The organism is Enterobacter sp. PTB, assembly GCF_051130085.1.
Lineage (GTDB): Bacteria > Pseudomonadota > Gammaproteobacteria > Enterobacterales > Enterobacteriaceae > Enterobacter > Enterobacter ludwigii.
The window spans coordinates 149,893-169,195 of sequence record NZ_JBDKEE010000009.1 but is presented as its reverse complement, the minus strand read 5'-3'; the positions used below and the strand labels follow the sequence as shown (position 1 = coordinate 169,195).

Below are 19,303 nucleotides of genomic sequence, written 5' to 3'. Positions count from 1 at the left end.
CGGCTGTGGAGAAAGCTCCGACAGCATCCTGCGCTTTAAACATTACTTCAGATCAGCCTGAACCTGATGAATTGGCTTAGCCCATGGGTTTTTCGCCTGAACGTCGGCTGGCAGCGTTGCGACAGCACGTTTCGCTTCATCTTTTGAAGCATAAACGCCACTTACCAGCACGTACCACGGCTGACCATTACGGGTCGTCTGATAAACCACATAGTTTTTCAGATTTGTTTTCTTCGCCCAACCGTTGAGGTTGTCATAGTTAGACGAACTGCTCAGCTGCAGCGTGTAATTGCTGGACGGGGCTGACTTCAGCGAACCGACGTTACCTGCAGTCTTGCCTGCTGCGGCGCTGGTTGTTGCCGTGGCTGCAGGTGCAGTTGCAGTAGGTGCAGTTGCAGCTGGTGCCGAAGTGGCAGTTGGTGCCGTGGTGGTCGCCGTTGCTTTCGGTGCTGTCTGCGTAACCGGTGCTTTTGCCGGTTCGCTCACCGTGGCCGTTTCAGTACGTTTTGTCTGAGCTGGCGCTTTCACTTCAGGCGCTTTGACGACTGCCTGAGGTTTGGTTTCACGCTTAGGTTCAATCACAGCCTGCTTACGTTCAGGACGGGTCGCAGGTTGCGTCTGGCGCGGTTTGGTTTCGGTTGCAGCCGTTTGCGGCTGAGCGTTACCACCGCGGATCGGCGCAACGGTCGCAGGTTCAGTTGGCAGCGTAGAGTTAACCACGGCATTGTCCACCTGCGCCTGATTTTGCGGCTGCGTCAGGGCATTGTTCAGGTCGCCCTGAACTTCTACACGCTGCTGGCCTTCCGGCGTGGCAGGTGCCTGACCCTGTGCGGGGGTAGAAGAAACTGGCGGCAGAGAAACATCCTGCGGCTGTGTTGTATTTCCGGCAGTCTGCTCGGCGGAGGTGGTACCCGGCGCTGGCTGTGCACCATTCGCCTGATCGGTCGCATCGTTACCAGAGAGGCTGATGCTCTTCTCAGTGGATGCCGCTTGCTCACCGGAAGGGGTCGAAGGCGCTTTTAACGCAGAACCAATACCGACAATCAGCAGCACGAGCACCAGAACGCCGAGTCCCATCATGATGTACTGGCGGGAGGCGGGTTTCTGCGCAGCGGCTTTTTTACGTTTACGTGGGCGACGCTCTACAGGCTCTTCGTCCATTGAATCTTCTTCGGACTCATAACCCTCTTCTTCTTCTCGCTCATCACGCGCGTTGCGGCTACGCGAAGGGCGACGATCGTCTGCATCCAGATCAACATCGTCAAAGTTGATCTGCGGCTCGTTATCACGTTCTGAAGATTGACGAGAACGACCAGTACGACGATCGCTGGGATCGGGTTTCAGCTCGTCTTCTGGTTTGAATTCATCCATTTAACACCCCACTCAAAGGCTTATGCCAACGACTTTGCATTTCGCCTGAAGCTAAACGACCACCTGTAACAGTGGCCTGACCTTTCTAGTTGTTACGCCTGCTGACAGTCAGCAATAGCGCCAAGAACCACATCATGCGGCACTCCGCCGCGTACTTCACTCTTCCCTATTGCAAGCGGGAGTACAAGACGCATCTCACCTGCCAATACTTTTTTATCGCGCATCATGTGGGGTAAATACGCTTGTGCCGACATCTCTTTCGGCCCGGTTACCGGCAAGCCCGCACGCTCAAGCAGCGTGATGATGCGTGCCGTCTCTTCCGGTTTAAACTGCCCCAGACGTTCAGAAGTGCGGGCAGCCATTACCATTCCGGCAGCGACTGCTTCACCGTGAAGCCAGTTACCGTAACCCATTTCGGCTTCAATCGCGTGACCAAACGTATGCCCAAGATTCAGTAAAGCACGTAAGCCCGTTTCACGCTCGTCTGCAGCGACAACTTCCGCTTTCAGCTCACAACAACGACGAATGCAGTAAGCCAGTTTCGCCTCATCCAGGCGCAGCAACGCATCCATATTCTCTTCCAGCCAGTCAAAGAACTCGCCATCCAGAATAATGCCGTATTTGATCACTTCAGCCAGGCCAGAAGCCAGCTCGCGTTTCGGTAGGGTTTTCAGACAGTCGAGATCCACCACCACCGATGCCGGCTGGTAGAACGCGCCAATCATATTTTTACCGAGCGGATGGTTAACGGCCGTTTTGCCGCCGACAGAAGAGTCGACCTGAGACAGTAACGTGGTAGGGATTTGAATAAAACGCACACCACGTTGATAACTTGCAGCCGCAAAGCCCGTCAGATCGCCCACAACACCGCCGCCCAGGGCAAGCAGTGTTGTATCGCGACCATGCGGTTTTTGCAGCAATGCGGTAAAGACGGTATCCAGTACCGCCAGGCTTTTATACTGCTCGCCATCGGGCAGAATCACACTGTCGACTTTAACGCCCGCCTGTTCAAGCAGGTGGCGAACGCGGTCGAGATAAAGCGGAGCCAGCGTCTCATTGGTGACCAGCATCGCCTGATCACCCGCTTTCAGTGGTAAAAAGGAAGCTGGGTCGTTAAACAAACCAGCCGCGATGGTGATTGGGTAACTACGTTCCCCGAGAGTAACTGTAATCCTCTCCATGACGCGACATCCACCTTTAATGCTTTTACCCGCAGGCGATTGTATATAAAGCCAGAATCAGTTGCTTTCCAGCATATGAATAATCTGGTTTGCAACCACTTTAGCGCTCTGATCGTCAGTACGAATGGTCACATCAGCAATCTCTTCGTACAGCGGATTGCGTTCATCGGCCAACGCTTCCAGAACTTCGCGTGGTGGCGTTTCAACCTGCAGCAACGGGCGCTTTTTATCGCGCTGCGTACGTGCCAGCTGTTTTTCGATGGTCGTCTCGAGATAGACCACTACGCCACGGGCGGAGAGACGGTTGCGGGTTTCGCGAGATTTGACAGAGCCACCGCCTGTTGCCAGAACAATGCCCTGCTTTTCCGTGAGTTCGTTGATCACTTTTTCTTCTCGGTCACGGAAACCTTCTTCGCCTTCTACGTCGAAAACCCAGCCCACATCAGCTCCGGTTCGTTTCTCAATCTCTTGATCAGAATCGTAAAATTCCATATTGAGTTGTTGAGCTAACTGACGCCCAATAGTGCTTTTGCCGGCACCCATAGGCCCAACCAGAAAGATATTGCGTTTCTCTGCCATTTTATCGGTACTACTAAGACTATTCGTTAATGGTAATCCCCGCTTCGCAGACACCCGGCGTAGCAGGACATGAACTGAAACCTCATATGCAATAGAGCGAGAGTCAGACTAAAAATTATCTCAATACTCCGGCTTGTTTGGCAACTGATTAAATCACCGCACCAGACGCATAAGGCAATAAGACGTAAGTCCAACTCAAATCGGTACTCCTTGTATGCTAATTCATGCCCCACGTCAAACATCTGCAACAATCTGAATGCAAAATCATTGGGAGGATCGTGACTCTTCAGCGAATACCGACCAGTCGTGGTGTAATAAACACCACTAACTCCCGTCGTTCCTTGTCCTTTCCGTCATGGCGAAAAAGCTGTCCAAGCCACGGGATGTTGCCCAGCCCGGGCACGCGATCGCTTCCGGTTTTATTCTTTTGCGAAAAAATTCCGCCCAGCGCCAGCGTTTCTCCATTTTTTACTTCCACCTGGGTTTCAATTTCTTGTTTATCGATGGCGAGCGTTTCACCATCGGCCTGCTGCAGCACCTGTCCTGGCATATTTTCACTGATGTGCAGCTTCAGGCGTACGCGACCGCCGGGCAGCACCACCGGCGTCACCTCCATGCCTAACACCGCCTCTTTGAATTCCACGGAGGTCGCCCCGCTGTCACCGCTGGAGACCTGATATGGGATCTCACTGCCCTGCTTAATACTGGCCGGTTGCATATGCGAGGCCAGCAGTCGTGGGCTGGCGATGATATCGACCTGCTGCTTTTGCTCCAGCGCCGACAACTCCAGATCCAGCAGCCTGCCGTTAATCCGCCCAATGTTAAAACCCACATGGGTGGTGGCGTTTGCCACGGACAGATCGCTGCCAAGCGTTGTGAGTTGCCCGACCTTGCCCGCCTCCGTTGCGTCGGCGAGATTCCACTTCACCCCCAGCTCACGCAGGCTTTTTTCATTGATGGTCACGATATGCGCCGCCAGTTCCACCTGCTCGACAGGGATATCCATCTGCGTCGCCCAGTGCTGCAGCGTATCAAGCACCGCCTGGTTATCCCGTATCAGCAGACGGTTCGTGCGCTTGTCGACAGACAAACTCCCCTTTGGACTGAGCAGTTTTTCCGCCGCTTTTTGCAGCTCCCCGGCGTCAGCGTAAGAAAAAGGTATGCTGTGCGAGACCAGCGGCGCATCAAGCTGTCGGCGTGTCCGCTCCTGCTCTTTGCGTTCCAGCTGTTCACGCTGCCAGGCTGCGGTGTGAACATAAAAAATGCCCCCTTCTTCATGCAGAACAAGCCCGGCGCTGGTGACGACCGTCTGTAGCGCCTGTCGCCAGGGGACGCGTGTCAGATTGAGCGACAGCGTGCCGCTGACATCTGGCGACACCACCAGATTACGGTTCTCCTGTGCAACCAGCGCCTGTAGCACCTGCACCACCGGTACCTCATCCACCACCAGCGTGACCGGCTTTGGCGCGGCGGCCCACAGCGGATGACTGAACGCCATCAGCCACAGCGTTATCCTTATGTTCATTCCTTTTCGTTCCTTCTCGTTGCCACGTCCATTGTCTGGGTTCACATCCATCCCCCACATCGACGACCAGTTCCCTTTCATTGAGGGCCGTTACCCGCCAGCCCACCGGGAGATGCTGTTGCGGTGTCAGGCGATGCCAGCGCTTTTGCCCGTCCTGTAAAATGCCAGTGTCCTGAGTGCCGCCCACCATCCCGTGGTAATGCCACTGCGCCAGTTGCCCTACCGCACAAGGGTCATCCGGCGGGCGAAAAGGATCCCGCATCCCGGTCACTAACAGGGCGCAACACACCAGCAGGCAACGCGCGCTATTTCGCATGCTGCTCCTCCAGCTCCACCCGCAGGCGTAATGCCGAACCCTGTGCAGAGAGAGCAAAGGCGGCAACCTGAACATCCCGCTGCGCCAGCCGGCTGAAAACAGTCGGGATGGCCTGCCATTCAGCATCCAGCGTCAGTTCCCCTCCGTGTTGCAACGGCTTCCAGTGAACCAGTCTTGTGCCCGCCCCCTGAAACTCGAGTGGCGAAAAAGGCGTCATTACCGTGGCTTCACGGGGTGCGTGACGCCGCGGCACCTGACTGGCGGCGGGCCATAGCGAGACATTAGCCTGTGCGGCCTCGCTGACCTGCCGCTGAAGTTCAGCCACCTGCTTTGCAACCGGTCGAAGCACCATGCCCCATGTCGTACTCCCCAGAAAGAGAACGCTCAGACACCAGCACAGCACCCGCCATCGGGGGCTGCTTTCGCACCAGCGTTCGAACAAGGTTTCCACGCATTAGCCCTCGCTTCGCAGATGAAAGGTGAACATCCAGCGCCCCAGGTCATCCTGCTGTAATTCCCCCGTAGGCCCGGGGGTAAACCCCGCCATCTTTCCGAGCCCATCCCGCAGAGCAGAGAGCGCGGGGAGTGTTGCGGCATATCCGGTTAACATCAGTGAAGGGGGCTGATAGCGCAGTTCGGTCAGCCAGACCTGGGATGGCATCATCCCGGCAAAGGACTCCAGCACCGGCTGCCAGGCGCGTCGTTGAGGCGCTGGCACAGGCGTTGGCGTCTCTGTGCCTGACCTTGTACGAGACACCAGCGCCTGCTGCACGGACTGCATGCCCGCCAGTTGAATATGCAACGCACGCGTCATCACGAGAGGATTCATCCGCAGGCTGAAAACCCCCATCAGTATCAGCAGCCACGTAGCGACAAACAGTACGCCCCAGAATCGCAGGCAGCGCACACGTCGCTGCCGCCGCCACGGCAGAAAGTTCGTCATGCTCATTCCGGCACCTCACTCATGGCCAGCGCCAGCGCGACGGTATAATCAGCGCCGCACGCCGGCAGAGGAGCATGGCAACGAACCAGCGCGTCCCAGGGGTCTCGCTGGCTATCAAAAAGGGCAATGTCCTGCGGCGTGAGGGCCAGCAGTGCCGCGAGATCGGCCACGTTTTCCGCTTCCGTGGTAAAACGCCGTCCCCACTGATGGCGCATCGCCCACAGCCACTGATGCCCATCCCGCCAGGCGACACACTGCGCCGGCGCTACCGCAGGGAGAAGGTTCGCCAGCGCACTGGCATCCGGGGTGATCGTCACGAGCCGTAAACGCAACATCTTTGCCAGCGTCAGCAGGGGGTTAATCTCGTTGTTTTGTGCCGCGGTGACATGGAATGTATTGCTGAACGTATCCTGCGCATAATCAAAACAGAGCGTGTCAGCAGCCATCTCCAGTTCACGCGCGAGCGTCGCCCCCAGCCAGGAGAGCTGTTCGCTGTCGCGCAGCGCCACGCCCGGACGGGGAAGCGATCGTTGCAGCGTGCGTGCCGCCGGAAATGAGAGAAACACCCGGTGGGAGTGGGGCAACGTTTTCCGCCAGTCGCGCAGGGCGTCAACCAATTGTTCAGGCTGGCAAATTTTGCCATCCCGGATAATCCCGTCGGCCAGCGTGATAGCCCACCAGCGGCACAAACGCCAGCCCGACCGCTCCCGGGCCAGCGCCACTATCTGCACCCTATCCTGTTGAATATGAACGCCTGTTTGCCATGTTTTGAAAGCCATGCTTCACGATCTCCTTATCGCCCGTCAGGTGACGGCTATATCAATGAATCAGGCTTGCCTTTATACTACCGCGCGATTGTTTAGAAACTGCCCAAGTGAAACCAAATGGGAAATCTCCGGTGAAGTTCGTAAAGTATTTATTAATCCTTGCAGTCTGTTGCATTCTGCTGGGAGCAGGCTCGATTTATGGTTTGTACAAATATATTGAGCCGCAGCTGCCTGATGTCGCTACGCTTCGCGATGTGCGACTCCAGATCCCGATGCAGGTCTACAGCGCCGATGGCGAGTTAATGGCGCAGTACGGCGAAAAGCGTCGTATCCCGCTGACCTTAAATCAAATTCCGCCCGTGATGGTCAAAGCCTTTATCGCTACCGAGGACAGCCGTTTTTACGAGCACCACGGTGTCGATCCGGTGGGGATTTTCCGTGCTGCAAGTATTGCGCTGTTCTCCGGTCATGCCTCTCAGGGGGCAAGTACCATTACACAGCAGCTGGCGCGTAACTTCTTCCTTAGCCCAGAAAAGACCCTGACCCGTAAGATCAAAGAGGTGTTCCTTGCGATCCGTATTGAGCAGTTGTTGAGCAAAGACGAGATCCTTGAGCTGTACCTCAATAAAATCTACCTCGGCTACCGCGCCTACGGTGTTGGTGCGGCCGCGCAGGTGTACTTTGGTAAACCTGTCGAGCAACTGACGTTAAGCGAAATGGCGACCATTGCCGGTCTGCCTAAAGCGCCATCGACCTTCAACCCGCTCTACTCGCTTGAACGCGCTACGGCGCGTCGTAACGTCGTCCTGTCACGTATGCTGAGCGAAGGCTATATCAGCCAGAGCGAGTACGAACAGGCGCGCAACGATGTCATCGATGCCAACTACCATGCGCCGGAGATTGCCTTCTCTGCCCCTTATCTCACCGAAATGGTGCGTCAGGAGATGGTGAGCCGCTACGGCGATAAAGCCTACGAAGATGGCTACCGCGTTTACACCACCGTGACCCGCAACGTTCAGCAGGCGGCTCAGGAAGCGGTGCGTAACAACGTGATGGATTACGACATGCGCCACGGTTATCGCGGCCCGTCGAATGTGCTGTGGAAAGTCGGCGAAAGCGCCTGGGACAGCAAAAAAATCACCAGTACGCTGAAAGCGCTGCCCACCTATGGCCCGCTCCTTCCCGCCGTGGTGACTCAGGCCGATCCGCAGGAAGCGGTGGCAACGCTGGCGGATGGAACGTCTGTCTCCCTGCGTATGGACGGGATCCGTTGGGCTCGCCCGTACCGCTCAGACACCCTGCAAGGCCCGACACCGCGTAAAGTGACGGATGTCGTCCAGACCGGACAGCAAATCTGGGTACGCAAGGTGGGCGACAGCTGGTGGCTGGCGCAGGTGCCAGACGTTAACTCGGCCCTGGTGTCCATCAATCCGCAGAACGGTGCCGTGCTGGCCCTGGTCGGTGGGTTCGATTTCAACCAGAGCAAATTTAACCGCGCCACCCAGGCGTTGCGTCAGGTTGGCTCCAACATCAAGCCGTTCCTCTACACCGCAGCCATGGATAAGGGCCTGACCCTCGCCAGTATCCTGAACGACGTGCCTATCTCCCGCTGGGATGCCGGTGCCGGTTCTGACTGGCAGCCGAAGAACTCACCGGCGGAATATTCAGGCCCTATTCGTCTTCGTCAGGGTCTTGGGCAGTCGAAAAACGTGGTGATGGTGCGCGCAATGCGTGCGATGGGTGTCGACTATGCCGCGGAATATCTGCAACGCTTCGGTTTCCCGGCTCAGAACATCGTGCGCACCGAATCGCTGGCGTTAGGCTCTGCGTCCTTTACGCCGCTTCAGGTGGCGCGGGGGTACTCGGTGATGGCTAACGGCGGCTTCCTGATTGACCCGTACTTCATCAGTAAAATCGAGAACGACCAGGGTGGCGTGCTGTTTGAAGCGAAGCCGAAAATTGCCTGCCCTGACTGCGATATTCCGGTCATTTACGGCAATACGCCAAAATCTGAGGTGATTGAAAACAAGGACATGGAAGACGTTGCCGTGTCTCAGGAGCAGACGAACCCTGTGTTGCCGCAGCCGCAGCTGGAACAGGCTAACCAGTCGCTGGTGGCGCAGAGCGGGGCGCAGGAGTATGCACCGCATGTCATCAACACGCCGCTGTCGTTCCTGATAAAGAGCGCGCTGAACACCAACATCTTCGGCGAACCTGGCTGGCAAGGGACCGGCTGGCGGGCAGGACGTGATTTACAGCGCCATGATATCGGCGGTAAAACGGGGACAACAAACAGCTCGAAAGATGCGTGGTTCTCCGGTTACGGCCCGGGCGTGGTGACGTCAGTCTGGATCGGTTTTGACGATCATCGCCGTGATTTAGGCCGCACCACGGCTTCAGGCGCGATTAAAGATCAGATTTCTGGCTACGAAGGCGGCGCGAAGAGTGCGCAACCGGCCTGGGATGCCTATATGAAATCCGTGCTGGAAGGCGTTCCGGAGCAGCCGCTGACACCACCACCGGGCGTGGTTACCGTCAATATCGACCGCAGCACCGGGCAGCTCGCCAATGGCGGCAATAGCCGTGCAGAGTATTTCATCGAGGGCACGCAGCCGACCACACAGGCGGTGCATGAGGTGGGTACAGAAATCATTGATAACGGCGAAACGCACGAGTTGTTCTAACGGGCAACGTAAAAACGGCAACCTCAGGTTGCCGTTTTTTTTGTTCTCTCATACGTTGCGGACATCAGGCTGTTATAACCGCCCCTGCCCCTTCAGCCATTCGCGTACCAGGAACAGCGCGCTCACGTTGCGGGCCTCGTTAAAGTCAGGGTCTTCAAGCAGGTCCATCATATGGGCCAACGGCCAGCGAACCTGTGGCAGTGGCTCCGGCTCGTCCCCTTCCAGCGATTCTGGATAGAGATCCTCAGCAACCACAATGTTCATTTTGCTGGAAAAATAGGAGGGTGCCATGCTCAGTTTTTTCAGGAACGTCAGTTCGTTCGCGCCAAAACCGACCTCTTCTTTCAGCTCGCGATTGGCCGCCTCAAAGACCGTTTCACCCGGATCGATGAGCCCTTTCGAGAACCCAAGTTCGTAAGATTCGGTTCCCACGGCATACTCGCGGATTAAGATCAGATGGTCGTCGACGACAGGAACAATCATCACCGCTTCGCGCGAAGAAGGGCGCATACGTTCGTAAACGCGACGCACACCGTTGCTGAACTCCAGATCCACACTTTCGACATTAAACAGGCGCGATTTTGCGACTGTTTCAACATTCAGAATGGTGGGTTTTTGTAGTGGTTTGCTCATCGTGATGGGGTCTTAGCAGTGGGAACTGGCTTTATTGTGCGATACGCCGCACGGTTTCGGCAATGTCAATTGTTCTGTATTTACATTTATGCAACGTAACAGGAATCAATCCTCAATTCAAAACAAATGTCAAGAAGTTGAAATGTTTCCAGGAATTTGCTGATATCGCGCCATAACAGGCTTTGCTATCATCATCGGTCACTGGGATGCGCTTCAGAATGCTCAAGTTCGACTCCATACTTGCCGATAGCCAACCACAGACTCTCATTCAATGTTAAAGGTGCTACTGACTACACCTGTAAGAAGATAAGTAAGATGGGGAAAGCATGAGCACCATTTTGATTGTTCTCGCTGCTATGCTGGCCGGCGCATTGGTTGCAGGGTGGGTATACAGGCGTCGCGTAAGGCGTCGTTACCGGCTGCCCTTTTTAAACGCCTTTGCCGGTGCGACGACGCGTAAACTGACGCAAGAAGAGCGCGATGCAGTAGAAAACTATCTCGAAACACTGAACCGTTCTCAGTTAACACCTGGGCCGACGGGGGCAACTGCTGCGCCGGTGGCGCTCAAGTTAAATGCGCAAAGTGACACAGTGCTCAGTGTGACGCGCTCCATCACCCGCTATGGCATCACCACAGACGATCCCAATAAATGGCGCTATTACCTGGATTCGGTTGAAGTGCATCTGCCCCCGTCCTGGGAGCAGTACATTAATGACGAAAACAGCGTAGAGCTGATCCATACCGATTCGTTGCCGCTGGTTATCTCACTCAACGGCCATACGTTGAATGAATATCTTCAGGAAGCCCCGCGTTTTGCGCTGGAACGCGCAAGCTCAACGCAGGCCTCCATTCGTGGCGAAGAGACAGAGCAGATCGAGCTGCTGAACATTCGCCAGGAGACGCATGAAGAGTACGCCCTGAGCCGCCCTGACGGGATTCGCGAAGCGATTCTGATCGTGGCCGCGTTCCTGCTCTTTTTCATCTGCCTGCTGACGCCGGATGTGTTTGTCCCATGGCTGGCTGGCGGTGCGGTGCTGTTGCTGGCAGCCGGGCTGTGGGGGCTCTTTGCCCCGCCGGCAAAAACCTCGCTACGTGAGATCCACTGCCTGCGCGGTACTCCTAAGCGCTGGGGTCTGTTCGGTGAGAGTGACCAGGAGCACCTCAATAATATCTCGCTTGGTATTATCGATCTTATCTACCCGCGCCACTGGCAGCCGTGGATTGCCCAGGATTTAGGGCAGAAAACCGATATCGATATCTACCTTGACCGCCATGTGGTGCGCCAGGGGCGCTTTTTATCCCTGCATGATGAAGTAAAAAATTTCCCGCTTCAGCACTGGTTACGCAGTGCGGTCATTGCCGGGGGGGCAGCGCTGGTGTTTATCATGCTTCTGCTGTTTGTCCCGCTGGATATGCCCATTAAATTTACCCTGTCATGGATAAAAGGGGCGCAAACCATTGAGGCAACCAGCGTCAACCAACTGGACGAGGCTGGCGTGCGGGTCGGTGATACGCTGCGCCTGAAGGGCACCGGGATGTGTAACATTCATACGCCTGGCGCATGGAATACGCGTCAGAGCTCGCCGTTCATGCCGTTCGATTGCTCGCAAATTATCTGGAATGACGCGCCTCCGCTGCCGCTGCCTGAATCTGAGGTTGTCAATAAAGCTACGTCGCTTACCCAGACGGTCAACCGCCAGCTGCACCCAAAACCCGATGACGACTCACGCGTGAGCCCTGCCCTGCGCTCGGCCATTCAGAAATCGGGGATGGTGCTTCTGGACGACTTTGGTGACATCGTTCTGAAAACACAGGATTTGTGTTCCGCTCAGGACGAATGCGTACGTCTCAAAAACGCCCTTGTGAACCTGGGTAACAGTAAAGACTGGGATTCGCTGGTGAAACGCGCGGAAGCGGGCCGGCTGGATGGCGTTAACGTGCTGCTGCGTCCGGTCAGCGCCGAGTCGCTGGATAATCTGGTCGCCACGTCAACCGCACCCTTCGTGATGCGCGAAACCACCCGCGCGGCGCAGGCGCTGAACAGCCCGGCACCGGGCGGCTTTGTGATCGTCAGTGATGAAGGGAGCGACCTGGTCGATCAGCCATACCCGCAGGTCGCACTTTATGACTACCCGGCTCAGGAACAGTGGGGCCAGTTCCAGCGCCTGGCGCAGATGTTGATGCAGACGCCGTTTAGCGCAGAAGGGATTGTGACGAGTATCTTTACCGATGCCAACGGCACGCGCCACATCGGCCTGCACCGCATGCCGGACAGCGCAGGCCTGTGGCGCTACATCGGCACCTCGCTGCTGATGATTGCGATGCTGGTATGCATTTGCTGGAACGGTTTTATGGCGCTGCGTCGCTATCAGCGCTCTCGTACCAGGCTTGCCGACATCCAGCAGTATTACGAAAATTGCCTTAACCCTAAGCTGATCCCCTCCTCTGAGAGCCTGATCTGATAACGTCGATGCGCGACAAGATGTGCTACCCTGTCGCGCACGTTTCTTCAGGCTGGAGTTCCCCCTTATGCATCTTGATATCGCCTGGCAGGAGGTTGATACCGTTCTGCTGGATATGGACGGCACGCTGCTCGATCTCGCCTTTGATAACTATTTCTGGCAAAAGCTGGTTCCGGAAACCTATGGTGAACAGCAGGGGATCTCCCCGGCAGAAGCGAAGGAATTCATTCGCTCGCAATATAGCGCGGTGCAGCATACGCTAAACTGGTACTGTCTTGACTACTGGAGCGAGCGCCTCGGTTTGGATATTTGTGCCATGACCACCGCCCAGGGCCCGCGCGCCGTACTGCGTGAGGATACCGTGCCTTTTCTGGATGCGCTGAAAGCGAGCGGCAAGCGCCGTATCTTGCTGACCAACGCCCATCCTCACAATCTGGCCGTGAAGCTGGAGCATACGGGTCTTGCTTCGCACCTTGATTTATTACTTTCCACCCACACATTTGGTTATCCGAAAGAGGATCAGCGGTTGTGGCATGCGGTGGCGGAAGAGACCGGTTTGCAGCCGGAACGCACGCTGTTTATTGATGACAGCGAGCCTATTCTGGATTCCGCGGCCAGGTTTGGCATTCGCTATTGTCTGGGCGTTACCAATCCTGACTCTGGCCTGGCTGAAAAAAGCTATCTGCGCCATCCGGGGCTGAACGACTATCGCCAGATGATCCCCTCACTGACCGTGAAGGAGAGGCCATGAAAGAAAAACCCTCTGAAGGGGTAAGACTGGATAAATGGCTGTGGGCGGCCCGTTTTTATAAAACGCGCGCCCTTGCCCGCGACATGATCGACGGCGGTAAAGTGCATTACAACGGCCAGCGCAGCAAACCGAGCAAGCTGGTCGAACTGAATGCCACCTTAACGCTGCGTCAGGGCAACGATGAACGTACCGTGGTGATTAAAGCCATTACTGAACAACGACGGCCCGCAACCGAAGCCGTCCTGCTGTATGAAGAGACGGCTGAGAGCATTGAAAAACGCGAGAAGACCGCGCTGGCGCGCAAAATGAATGCGCTGACAATGCCCCACCCGGACCGGCGTCCGGATAAAAAAGAGCGCCGCGATCTGATGAAATTTAAACACGGTGAGACCGAGTAACCCTCACCTGCACGAGAGACTATTATGGCCCAACACGACCAATTACACCGCTATCTGTTTGAACAATTCGCCGTGCGCGGCGAGCTGGTCACCGTATCCGAAACCTGGAAACAGATTCTGGAAAACCACAACTACCCGCTGCCGGTGAAAACCCTGTTGGGCGAACTGCTGGTTGCCACCAGCCTGCTGACTGCCACCCTGAAATTTGCCGGGGATATCACCGTGCAGTTGCAGGGTGATGGCCCTATGACCCTGGCGGTCATCAACGGTAATAACCAGCAGCAGATGCGCGGCGTGGCGCGCGTACAGGGCGATGTTCCTGAAAACGCGGACCTTAAAACGCTGGTGGGTAATGGCTATCTGGTCATCACCATCTCCCCGGAGGAAGGTGAGCGCTATCAGGGCGTGGTTGGCCTCGAAGGCGATACGCTGGCGGCCTGCCTGGAAGATTACTTCATGCGTTCAGAACAGCTGCCGACGCGTCTGTTCATCCGCACCGGTGAAGTAGACGGTCAGCCTGCTGCTGGCGGTATGCTGCTGCAGGTTCTGCCTGCGCAGGACGCGCAGACCAACGACTTCGAGCACCTCGCGACCCTGACGGAAACCGTCAAAGCAGAAGAGCTGTTCACCCTGTCGGCGACCGATGTCCTGTGGCGTCTTTATCACGAAGAAGAAGTGACGGTTTACGACCCACAGTCGGTGGAATTTAAGTGCACCTGTTCACGTGAACGCTGCGCTGGTGCGCTGAAGACGCTGCCGGATGAAGAGATCGACAGCATCATGGCGGAAGACGGCGAAATCGATATGCACTGTGACTACTGCGGTACGCACTACGTGTTCAATTCGATGGATATTGCTGAGATCCGCAACAACGCCTCCCCGGCGGATCCTCAGGTCCACTAAGCAAAGCCTGCCCTCACCTTGCCCTCTCCCTTTTGCGAGAGGGCAAAGTGCAAAAAAGCCCTCTCTGGCTGAATCGTTTTTAACACTGTAACTCTTACGTAATTTTCTTACGTGTATGCGATTACATTCACATTCCTTCCGATAAAATCACCAGCCATTAACCTTTTCGGAACATTTTCCCCAACCAAAAAGCGATTCCTGCGATAATCCGCCTGCCCTGTGACTGGAGTCGCAGCGTTTTCCGTTAGTAAGGGTTTTGTCCAGATGCGTAAATCTATGAGCCCCGTCGCGGTTAACAACCTCACAAAAACCCTACAATTTCAGACAGTACATATTGGCTAAGGAGCAGTGATATGCGTGTTACTGGTTTAACCCCGCAAGATCTCAAGGCTTATGGTATTCACGACGTCCAGGAAATCGTCTACAACCCCGATTACGATACGCTGTATCAGGAAGAGCTCAATCCAGCACTGGAAGGATACGAGCGAGGTGTGTTGACTAACCTTGGTGCTATCGCCGTCGATACCGGTATCTTTACCGGTCGTTCGCCGAAAGATAAATACATCGTCCGAGACGAGACCACCCGCGACACACTGTGGTGGGCTGATAAAGGCAAAGGGAAGAACGATAACAAACCGCTCTCTCCGGAAACCTGGCAGCATCTGAAAGGGCTCGTTACCCATCAACTTTCCGGCAAGCGTCTGTTTATCGTTGATGCTTTCTGCGGCGCTAACGCCGACACCCGTCTTTCCGTGCGGTTTATCACTGAAGTGGCCTGGCAGGCGCATTTCGTGAAAAACATGTTTATTCGTCCTGACGACAAAGAGCTGCAGGATTTCACCCCTGACTTCATCGTGATGAACGGGGCGAAATGCACGAACCCACAGTGGAAAGAGCAGGGTCTTAACTCCGAGAACTTCATCGCCTTCAACCTGACCGAGCGTATTCAACTGATCGGCGGTACCTGGTACGGCGGCGAAATGAAGAAAGGGATGTTCTCGGTGATGAACTATCTGCTGCCGCTGCGCGGTATCGCCTCCATGCATTGTTCGGCAAACGTCGGTGAAAAAGGGGATGTGGCGGTGTTCTTCGGCCTGTCCGGCACCGGTAAAACCACCCTTTCTACCGATCCGAAACGTCGTCTGATTGGCGATGACGAGCACGGCTGGGATGATGACGGCGTGTTTAACTTCGAAGGGGGCTGCTACGCGAAGACCATTCGCCTGTCTGAAGAAGCGGAGCCAGATATCTTCCATGCCATCCGCCGCGATGCGCTGCTGGAAAACGTCACCGTACGTGCCGATGGAACGATCGACTTCGACGATGCTTCGAAAACCGAAAACACCCGCGTGTCTTACCCTATCTACCACATCGACAACATCGTGAAGCCGGTGTCAAAAGCGGGCCACGCGACGAAGGTGATTTTCCTGACGGCAGATGCGTTCGGCGTGTTGCCTCCGGTATCCCGCCTGACCGCCAGCCAGACGCAGTACCACTTCCTGTCTGGTTTTACCGCCAAACTGGCCGGTACCGAGCGCGGCGTGACGGAGCCAACGCCAACCTTCTCCGCCTGCTTCGGCGCAGCGTTCCTGTCGCTGCACCCGACGCAGTACGCGGAAGTGCTGGTCAAACGCATGCAGGCGTCCGGTGCGCAGGCGTACCTGGTGAATACCGGCTGGAACGGCACCGGCAAACGTATCTCCATCAAAGATACCCGCGCCATTATCGACGCCATTCTGGATGGTTCACTCGATAACGCCGAAACCTTCACGCTGCCGATGTTTGATCTGGCAATCCCGACGGCGCTGCCGGGCGTAGAGACCCGTATTCTCGACCCACGCAATACCTACGGTTCACCGGAGCAGTGGCGTGAGAAAGCAGAATCGCTGGCGAAACTGTTTATTGAGAACTTCGAGAAGTATACCGATACCCCGACAGGTGAAGCGCTGGTGAGTGCGGGTCCGAAGCTGTAACAGCTGACCCGACCTGCAAAAAAAAAGGGTGGCTTTTGCCACCCTTTTTTAACTCTCTCTCACCTGCCCGCGCGTCACCGGCACCGGTAACCATGCGCGAATGCTTAAACCGCCCCGCTCACTGGTCCCAATCTCCAGCAAGCCGTTATGGTTATCCACAATACGCTGCACAATCGCCAGGCCTAAGCCGGTTCCGCTGGTACTGCGCGCGCTATCGCCCCGCACAAACGGCTGGAACAGATGCTTACGCTGCTCTGGCTTAATGCCCGGACCGTCATCTTCGACCTGGAACCAGGCGCGGTTGAGCTCAGACCCGCTGCTGACTTTAATCCAGCCATTGCCATAACGGGCCGCGTTAACCACCATATTGGCCACCGCACGTTTAATGGAAAGCGGGTGCATCCGCACCTGAATTTCTCCGGCCTGCAGGTCGGTATCGATTTCCCGCTCGTAGCCGCTTTCCGCCGCGACCACTTCACCGAGTACCGCATTCAGATCGGCCATCTCCATCGGCATCTCCTGCCCGGTACGCAGGTAGTCAATGAACTGCTCGATGATGGCGTTACACTCTTCGATGTCCTTGTTAATGGACTCCGCAAGATAACCATCCTCTTCGCCCATCATCTCCGTCGCCAGACGGATACGCGTGAGCGGCGTGCGCAGGTCATGACTCACGCCCGCCATCAGCAGCGTACGGTCGTCTGCCAGCTGCTTCACGCCGGCCGCCATATGGTTAAAGGCCCGCGTCACGGAACGCACTTCTGAGGCGCCGTACTCACGCAGTGGCGGAGGAATAATCCCTTTACCGACCTGCAGCGCAGCGTGCTCCAGGTCGACCAACGGTCGGTTCTGTATACGAATAAACAGCCACGCGCCGCCTATCGCCAGCAGCATAATGGCAAGGGTGTAGCGGAACAGCGGTGAGAAGTCACCCTGGTGAATTTCGGTCAGCGGGACGCGCACCCAGATATTGGGTGACAGCCAGGTTTTCAGCCAGACGACCGGCGAGCTTTTGTTGACCTCAACGCGCACTTCCGTCGGGCCACCTAACTGCTGCGCCATCTGCTGGCTGAGGAACTCATAATGCTGCGCCCAGCGCAGGCCAGCGTCTTCTGCCGCTTCGTTGGAGTAAAGCGAAATACCCAGCTCACGGTAGATTTCACGGCGAAACGCCGGGGGAACAACTAACTGCGTGCCGTCCTCCAGTTGCAGTTTATCGGTCATCAGCATTCGCACTTCGTATGCCAGAACCTTATTGAACTGCTGGAGGCTCGGCAGGATCGCAAAGTTCAGCACCACCAGATAGGTTGTCACCAGGCTGACGAACAGCAGGGTGACAATCAGTAACAGCGTACGGGCAAATGAGCTTCGCGGAGAGAAGCGCATTCGCCTCATGCTTTAGCGCCGTCCGGGACAAACACGTAGCCCAGACCCCATACGGTCTGAATATAACGAGGATGCGCCGGATCTTCTTCCACCATGCGGCGCAGACGGGAGATCTGCACGTCAATGGAACGTTCCATTGCGGAGTATTCACGGCCGCGCGCCAGGTTCATCAGCTTGTCACGTGAAAGCGGCTCACGCGGGTGGCTGACCAGCGCTTTCAGCACCGCGAACTCACCGCTGGTGAGCGGCATAGGTTCATCTTCACGGAACATCTCACGGGTACCGAGATTCAGCTTGAACTTACCAAACGCAATCACCGCTTCTTCCTGCGACGGTGCGCCAGGCAGTTCGTTCGCCTGACGGCGCAGCACGGCGCGAATACGGGCCAGTAGTTCACGCGGGTTGAACGGTTTTGGAATGTAGTCGTCAGCGCCGATTTCCAGACCAACGATGCGGTCAACCTCTTCCCCTTTCGCCGTCACCATAATGATCGGCATAGGGTTGCTCTGGCTACGCAGACGGCGGCAGATGGAAAGCCCGTCTTCACCAGGCAGCATCAGGTCGAGTACCATAAGATGGAATGATTCGCGGGTCAGCAGACGGTCCATCTGCTCAGCGTTGGCCACGCTACGAACCTGGAAGCCCTGCTCGGTCAGATAACGCTCAAGCAGCGCACGCAGGCGCATGTCGTCATCCACGACCAGAATTTTGTAGTTCTCTTGCATTGTGTGTACTCCCAAAGGTTCGGATAGTCTAATAACAGCGTATTCTAAAAAAGTGCACGTGTTCGACCAGCTAATTCTGGTATAAATTCTAGTCGAAATTGTTACAAAGCATATTTAACAGCAGCTTATCTGCACATTTCATCACATAAATCATTATTAACGTTGTCTGTTAGACTACGTGATACGTAATGTGCGCAAAGAATGCAATGATGTCGAGTCTTAAGGTCACCCCATGAAAACGCCCCTGATCACCCGCGAAGGGTATGAGAAACTCAAAAAAGAGATGGATTACCTGTGGCGCGAAGAGCGTCCTGAAGTGACCAAAAAAGTGACCTGGGCCGCAAGCCTGGGCGATCGCAGTGAAAATGCTGACTACCAGTACAACAAAAAACGGTTACGTGAAATCGACCGCCGGGTCCGCTATCTGACCAAATGCCTTGAGAACCTCAAAATAGTGGATTACTCCCCACAGCAGGAAGGCAAAGTGTTTTTCGGCGCGTGGGTCGAGATTGAGAACGACGATGGCGACACCCTGCGTTTTCGTATCGTCGGCTATGACGAAATTTTTGGTCGTAAGGATTACATCTCTATCGACTCACCAATGGCCCGTGCGCTGCTGAAAAAGGAAGTGGGCGATTTGGCCGTCGTGCAGACCCCTGGCGGCGAAGCCAGCTGGTACGTCAACGAAATTACGTACGTTAAATAG

Annotated in this window: 18 protein-coding genes; 7 read left to right on the top strand and 11 right to left on the bottom strand. The window is 55.8% G+C overall.

Features of this window, described 5'->3' with window-relative positions; genetic code table 11:
- Positions 1–42 precede the first annotated feature (42 nt).
- The 8 genes from damX to AAIR21_RS13595 all read right to left on the bottom strand — a co-directional run bounded on the left by damX (position 43) and on the right by AAIR21_RS13595 (position 6,694).
- Complete coding sequence (damX, locus tag AAIR21_RS13630; protein ID WP_121340458.1) at positions 43–1,371, bottom strand: cell division protein DamX; 1,329 nt, start codon at positions 1,369–1,371, stop codon at positions 43–45.
- Positions 1,372–1,463: 92 nt separating this feature from the next.
- Positions 1,464–2,552, bottom strand: coding sequence for a 3-dehydroquinate synthase (gene aroB, locus AAIR21_RS13625; RefSeq protein ID WP_020884580.1), 1,089 nt, complete (start codon positions 2,550–2,552; stop codon positions 1,464–1,466).
- A 57-nt stretch (positions 2,553–2,609) separates the two neighbouring features.
- Positions 2,610–3,131 carry a shikimate kinase AroK gene (gene aroK / locus AAIR21_RS13620; protein WP_003861630.1) on the bottom strand — a complete coding sequence of 174 codons (522 nt, stop codon included), beginning with the start codon at positions 3,129–3,131 and terminating at the stop codon, positions 2,610–2,612.
- A gap of 286 nt (positions 3,132–3,417) precedes the next feature.
- The gene (gene hofQ / locus AAIR21_RS13615; RefSeq protein ID WP_286079676.1) at positions 3,418–4,629 is read right to left on the bottom strand and encodes a DNA uptake porin HofQ; all 1,212 of its coding nucleotides are present in this window, start codon (positions 4,627–4,629) and stop codon (positions 3,418–3,420) included.
- Positions 4,568–4,972 (bottom strand): HofP DNA utilization family protein, encoded by a 405-nt coding sequence (locus tag AAIR21_RS13610; RefSeq protein ID WP_183516897.1) that lies wholly within the window; start codon positions 4,970–4,972, stop codon positions 4,568–4,570. Before AAIR21_RS13610 ends, hofQ begins: the two co-directional genes overlap by 62 nt.
- The gene (locus tag AAIR21_RS13605) at positions 4,962–5,423 is read right to left on the bottom strand and encodes a HofO (protein ID WP_183516896.1); all 462 of its coding nucleotides are present in this window, start codon (positions 5,421–5,423) and stop codon (positions 4,962–4,964) included. The genes AAIR21_RS13610 and AAIR21_RS13605 overlap by 11 nt, the downstream gene beginning before the upstream one ends.
- A 3-nt stretch (positions 5,424–5,426) precedes the next feature.
- A complete protein-coding gene (locus tag AAIR21_RS13600; RefSeq protein ID WP_020884577.1) occupies positions 5,427–5,921 on the bottom strand; it encodes a PilN domain-containing protein in 495 nt (164 codons plus the stop codon).
- Positions 5,918–6,694: a DNA utilization protein HofM gene (locus AAIR21_RS13595; protein WP_183516895.1), complete on the bottom strand. Its 777-nt coding sequence runs from the start codon at positions 6,692–6,694 to the stop codon at positions 5,918–5,920. Before AAIR21_RS13595 ends, AAIR21_RS13600 begins: the two co-directional genes overlap by 4 nt.
- Positions 6,695–6,813: 119 nt before the next feature.
- Between AAIR21_RS13595 and mrcA the strand changes: the two genes are divergently transcribed.
- Positions 6,814–9,366, top strand: a complete 2,553-nt coding sequence (gene mrcA, locus AAIR21_RS13590; protein WP_020884575.1) for a peptidoglycan glycosyltransferase/peptidoglycan DD-transpeptidase MrcA — start codon at positions 6,814–6,816, stop codon at positions 9,364–9,366.
- A 72-nt stretch (positions 9,367–9,438) separates the two neighbouring features.
- Here mrcA and nudE read toward each other — a convergent pair whose 3' ends face one another.
- Complete coding sequence (gene nudE, locus AAIR21_RS13585; RefSeq protein ID WP_014171956.1) at positions 9,439–9,999, bottom strand: ADP compounds hydrolase NudE; 561 nt, start codon at positions 9,997–9,999, stop codon at positions 9,439–9,441.
- A gap of 326 nt (positions 10,000–10,325) precedes the next feature.
- Here nudE and AAIR21_RS13580 point away from each other — a divergent pair, with 326 nt between their 5' ends.
- The 5 genes from AAIR21_RS13580 to pckA all read left to right on the top strand — a co-directional run bounded on the left by AAIR21_RS13580 (position 10,326) and on the right by pckA (position 16,486).
- Positions 10,326–12,461 (top strand): intracellular growth attenuator family protein, encoded by a 2,136-nt coding sequence (locus AAIR21_RS13580; protein ID WP_032679110.1) that lies wholly within the window; start codon positions 10,326–10,328, stop codon positions 12,459–12,461.
- A gap of 67 nt (positions 12,462–12,528) precedes the next feature.
- Complete coding sequence (gene yrfG, locus AAIR21_RS13575; RefSeq protein WP_183516894.1) at positions 12,529–13,212, top strand: GMP/IMP nucleotidase; 684 nt, start codon at positions 12,529–12,531, stop codon at positions 13,210–13,212.
- A complete protein-coding gene (gene hslR, locus AAIR21_RS13570; protein ID WP_020884572.1) occupies positions 13,209–13,610 on the top strand; it encodes a ribosome-associated heat shock protein Hsp15 in 402 nt (133 codons plus the stop codon). The genes yrfG and hslR overlap by 4 nt, the downstream gene beginning before the upstream one ends.
- A 24-nt stretch (positions 13,611–13,634) precedes the next feature.
- Entirely contained in the window at positions 13,635–14,513 is an 879-nt protein-coding gene (gene hslO / locus AAIR21_RS13565; RefSeq protein WP_014171960.1) for an Hsp33 family molecular chaperone HslO, read from the top strand.
- Positions 14,514–14,866: 353 nt separating this feature from the next.
- Entirely contained in the window at positions 14,867–16,486 is a 1,620-nt protein-coding gene (gene pckA, locus AAIR21_RS13560) for a phosphoenolpyruvate carboxykinase (ATP) (RefSeq protein WP_183516893.1), read from the top strand.
- 48 nt (positions 16,487–16,534) lie between these two features.
- Here pckA and envZ read toward each other — a convergent pair whose 3' ends face one another.
- Together envZ and ompR are read right to left on the bottom strand one after the other, a co-directional pair.
- A complete protein-coding gene (envZ, locus tag AAIR21_RS13555; RefSeq protein ID WP_014171962.1) occupies positions 16,535–17,881 on the bottom strand; it encodes a two-component system sensor histidine kinase EnvZ in 1,347 nt (448 codons plus the stop codon).
- A complete protein-coding gene (gene ompR / locus AAIR21_RS13550) occupies positions 17,878–18,597 on the bottom strand; it encodes an osmolarity response regulator transcription factor OmpR (RefSeq protein ID WP_006177890.1) in 720 nt (239 codons plus the stop codon). The genes envZ and ompR overlap by 4 nt, the downstream gene beginning before the upstream one ends.
- A gap of 232 nt (positions 18,598–18,829) precedes the next feature.
- Here ompR and greB point away from each other — a divergent pair, with 232 nt between their 5' ends.
- Entirely contained in the window at positions 18,830–19,303 is a 474-nt protein-coding gene (gene greB, locus AAIR21_RS13545; RefSeq protein ID WP_014171964.1) for a transcription elongation factor GreB, read from the top strand.

Coding starts and splice junctions, on each gene's coding strand:
- envZ (WP_014171962.1), bottom strand. CDS start 17,881: ATGAGGCGAATGCGCTTCTCTCCGCGAAGCTCATTTGCCCGTACGCTG.
- greB (WP_014171964.1), top strand. CDS start 18,830: ATGAAAACGCCCCTGATCACCCGCGAAGGGTATGAGAAACTCAAAAAA.
- AAIR21_RS13600 (WP_020884577.1), bottom strand. CDS start 5,921: ATGAGCATGACGAACTTTCTGCCGTGGCGGCGGCAGCGACGTGTGCGC.
- aroB (WP_020884580.1), bottom strand. CDS start 2,552: ATGGAGAGGATTACAGTTACTCTCGGGGAACGTAGTTACCCAATCACC.
- damX (WP_121340458.1), bottom strand. CDS start 1,371: ATGGATGAATTCAAACCAGAAGACGAGCTGAAACCCGATCCCAGCGAT.
- aroK (WP_003861630.1), bottom strand. CDS start 3,131: ATGGCAGAGAAACGCAATATCTTTCTGGTTGGGCCTATGGGTGCCGGC.
- hslO (WP_014171960.1), top strand. CDS start 13,635: ATGGCCCAACACGACCAATTACACCGCTATCTGTTTGAACAATTCGCC.
- AAIR21_RS13595 (WP_183516895.1), bottom strand. CDS start 6,694: ATGGCTTTCAAAACATGGCAAACAGGCGTTCATATTCAACAGGATAGG.
- hofQ (WP_286079676.1), bottom strand. CDS start 4,629: ATGGCGTTCAGTCATCCGCTGTGGGCCGCCGCGCCAAAGCCGGTCACG.
- AAIR21_RS13610 (WP_183516897.1), bottom strand. CDS start 4,972: ATGCGAAATAGCGCGCGTTGCCTGCTGGTGTGTTGCGCCCTGTTAGTG.
- yrfG (WP_183516894.1), top strand. CDS start 12,529: ATGCATCTTGATATCGCCTGGCAGGAGGTTGATACCGTTCTGCTGGAT.
- pckA (WP_183516893.1), top strand. CDS start 14,867: ATGCGTGTTACTGGTTTAACCCCGCAAGATCTCAAGGCTTATGGTATT.
- nudE (WP_014171956.1), bottom strand. CDS start 9,999: ATGAGCAAACCACTACAAAAACCCACCATTCTGAATGTTGAAACAGTC.
- AAIR21_RS13580 (WP_032679110.1), top strand. CDS start 10,326: ATGAGCACCATTTTGATTGTTCTCGCTGCTATGCTGGCCGGCGCATTG.
- hslR (WP_020884572.1), top strand. CDS start 13,209: ATGAAAGAAAAACCCTCTGAAGGGGTAAGACTGGATAAATGGCTGTGG.
- ompR (WP_006177890.1), bottom strand. CDS start 18,597: ATGCAAGAGAACTACAAAATTCTGGTCGTGGATGACGACATGCGCCTG.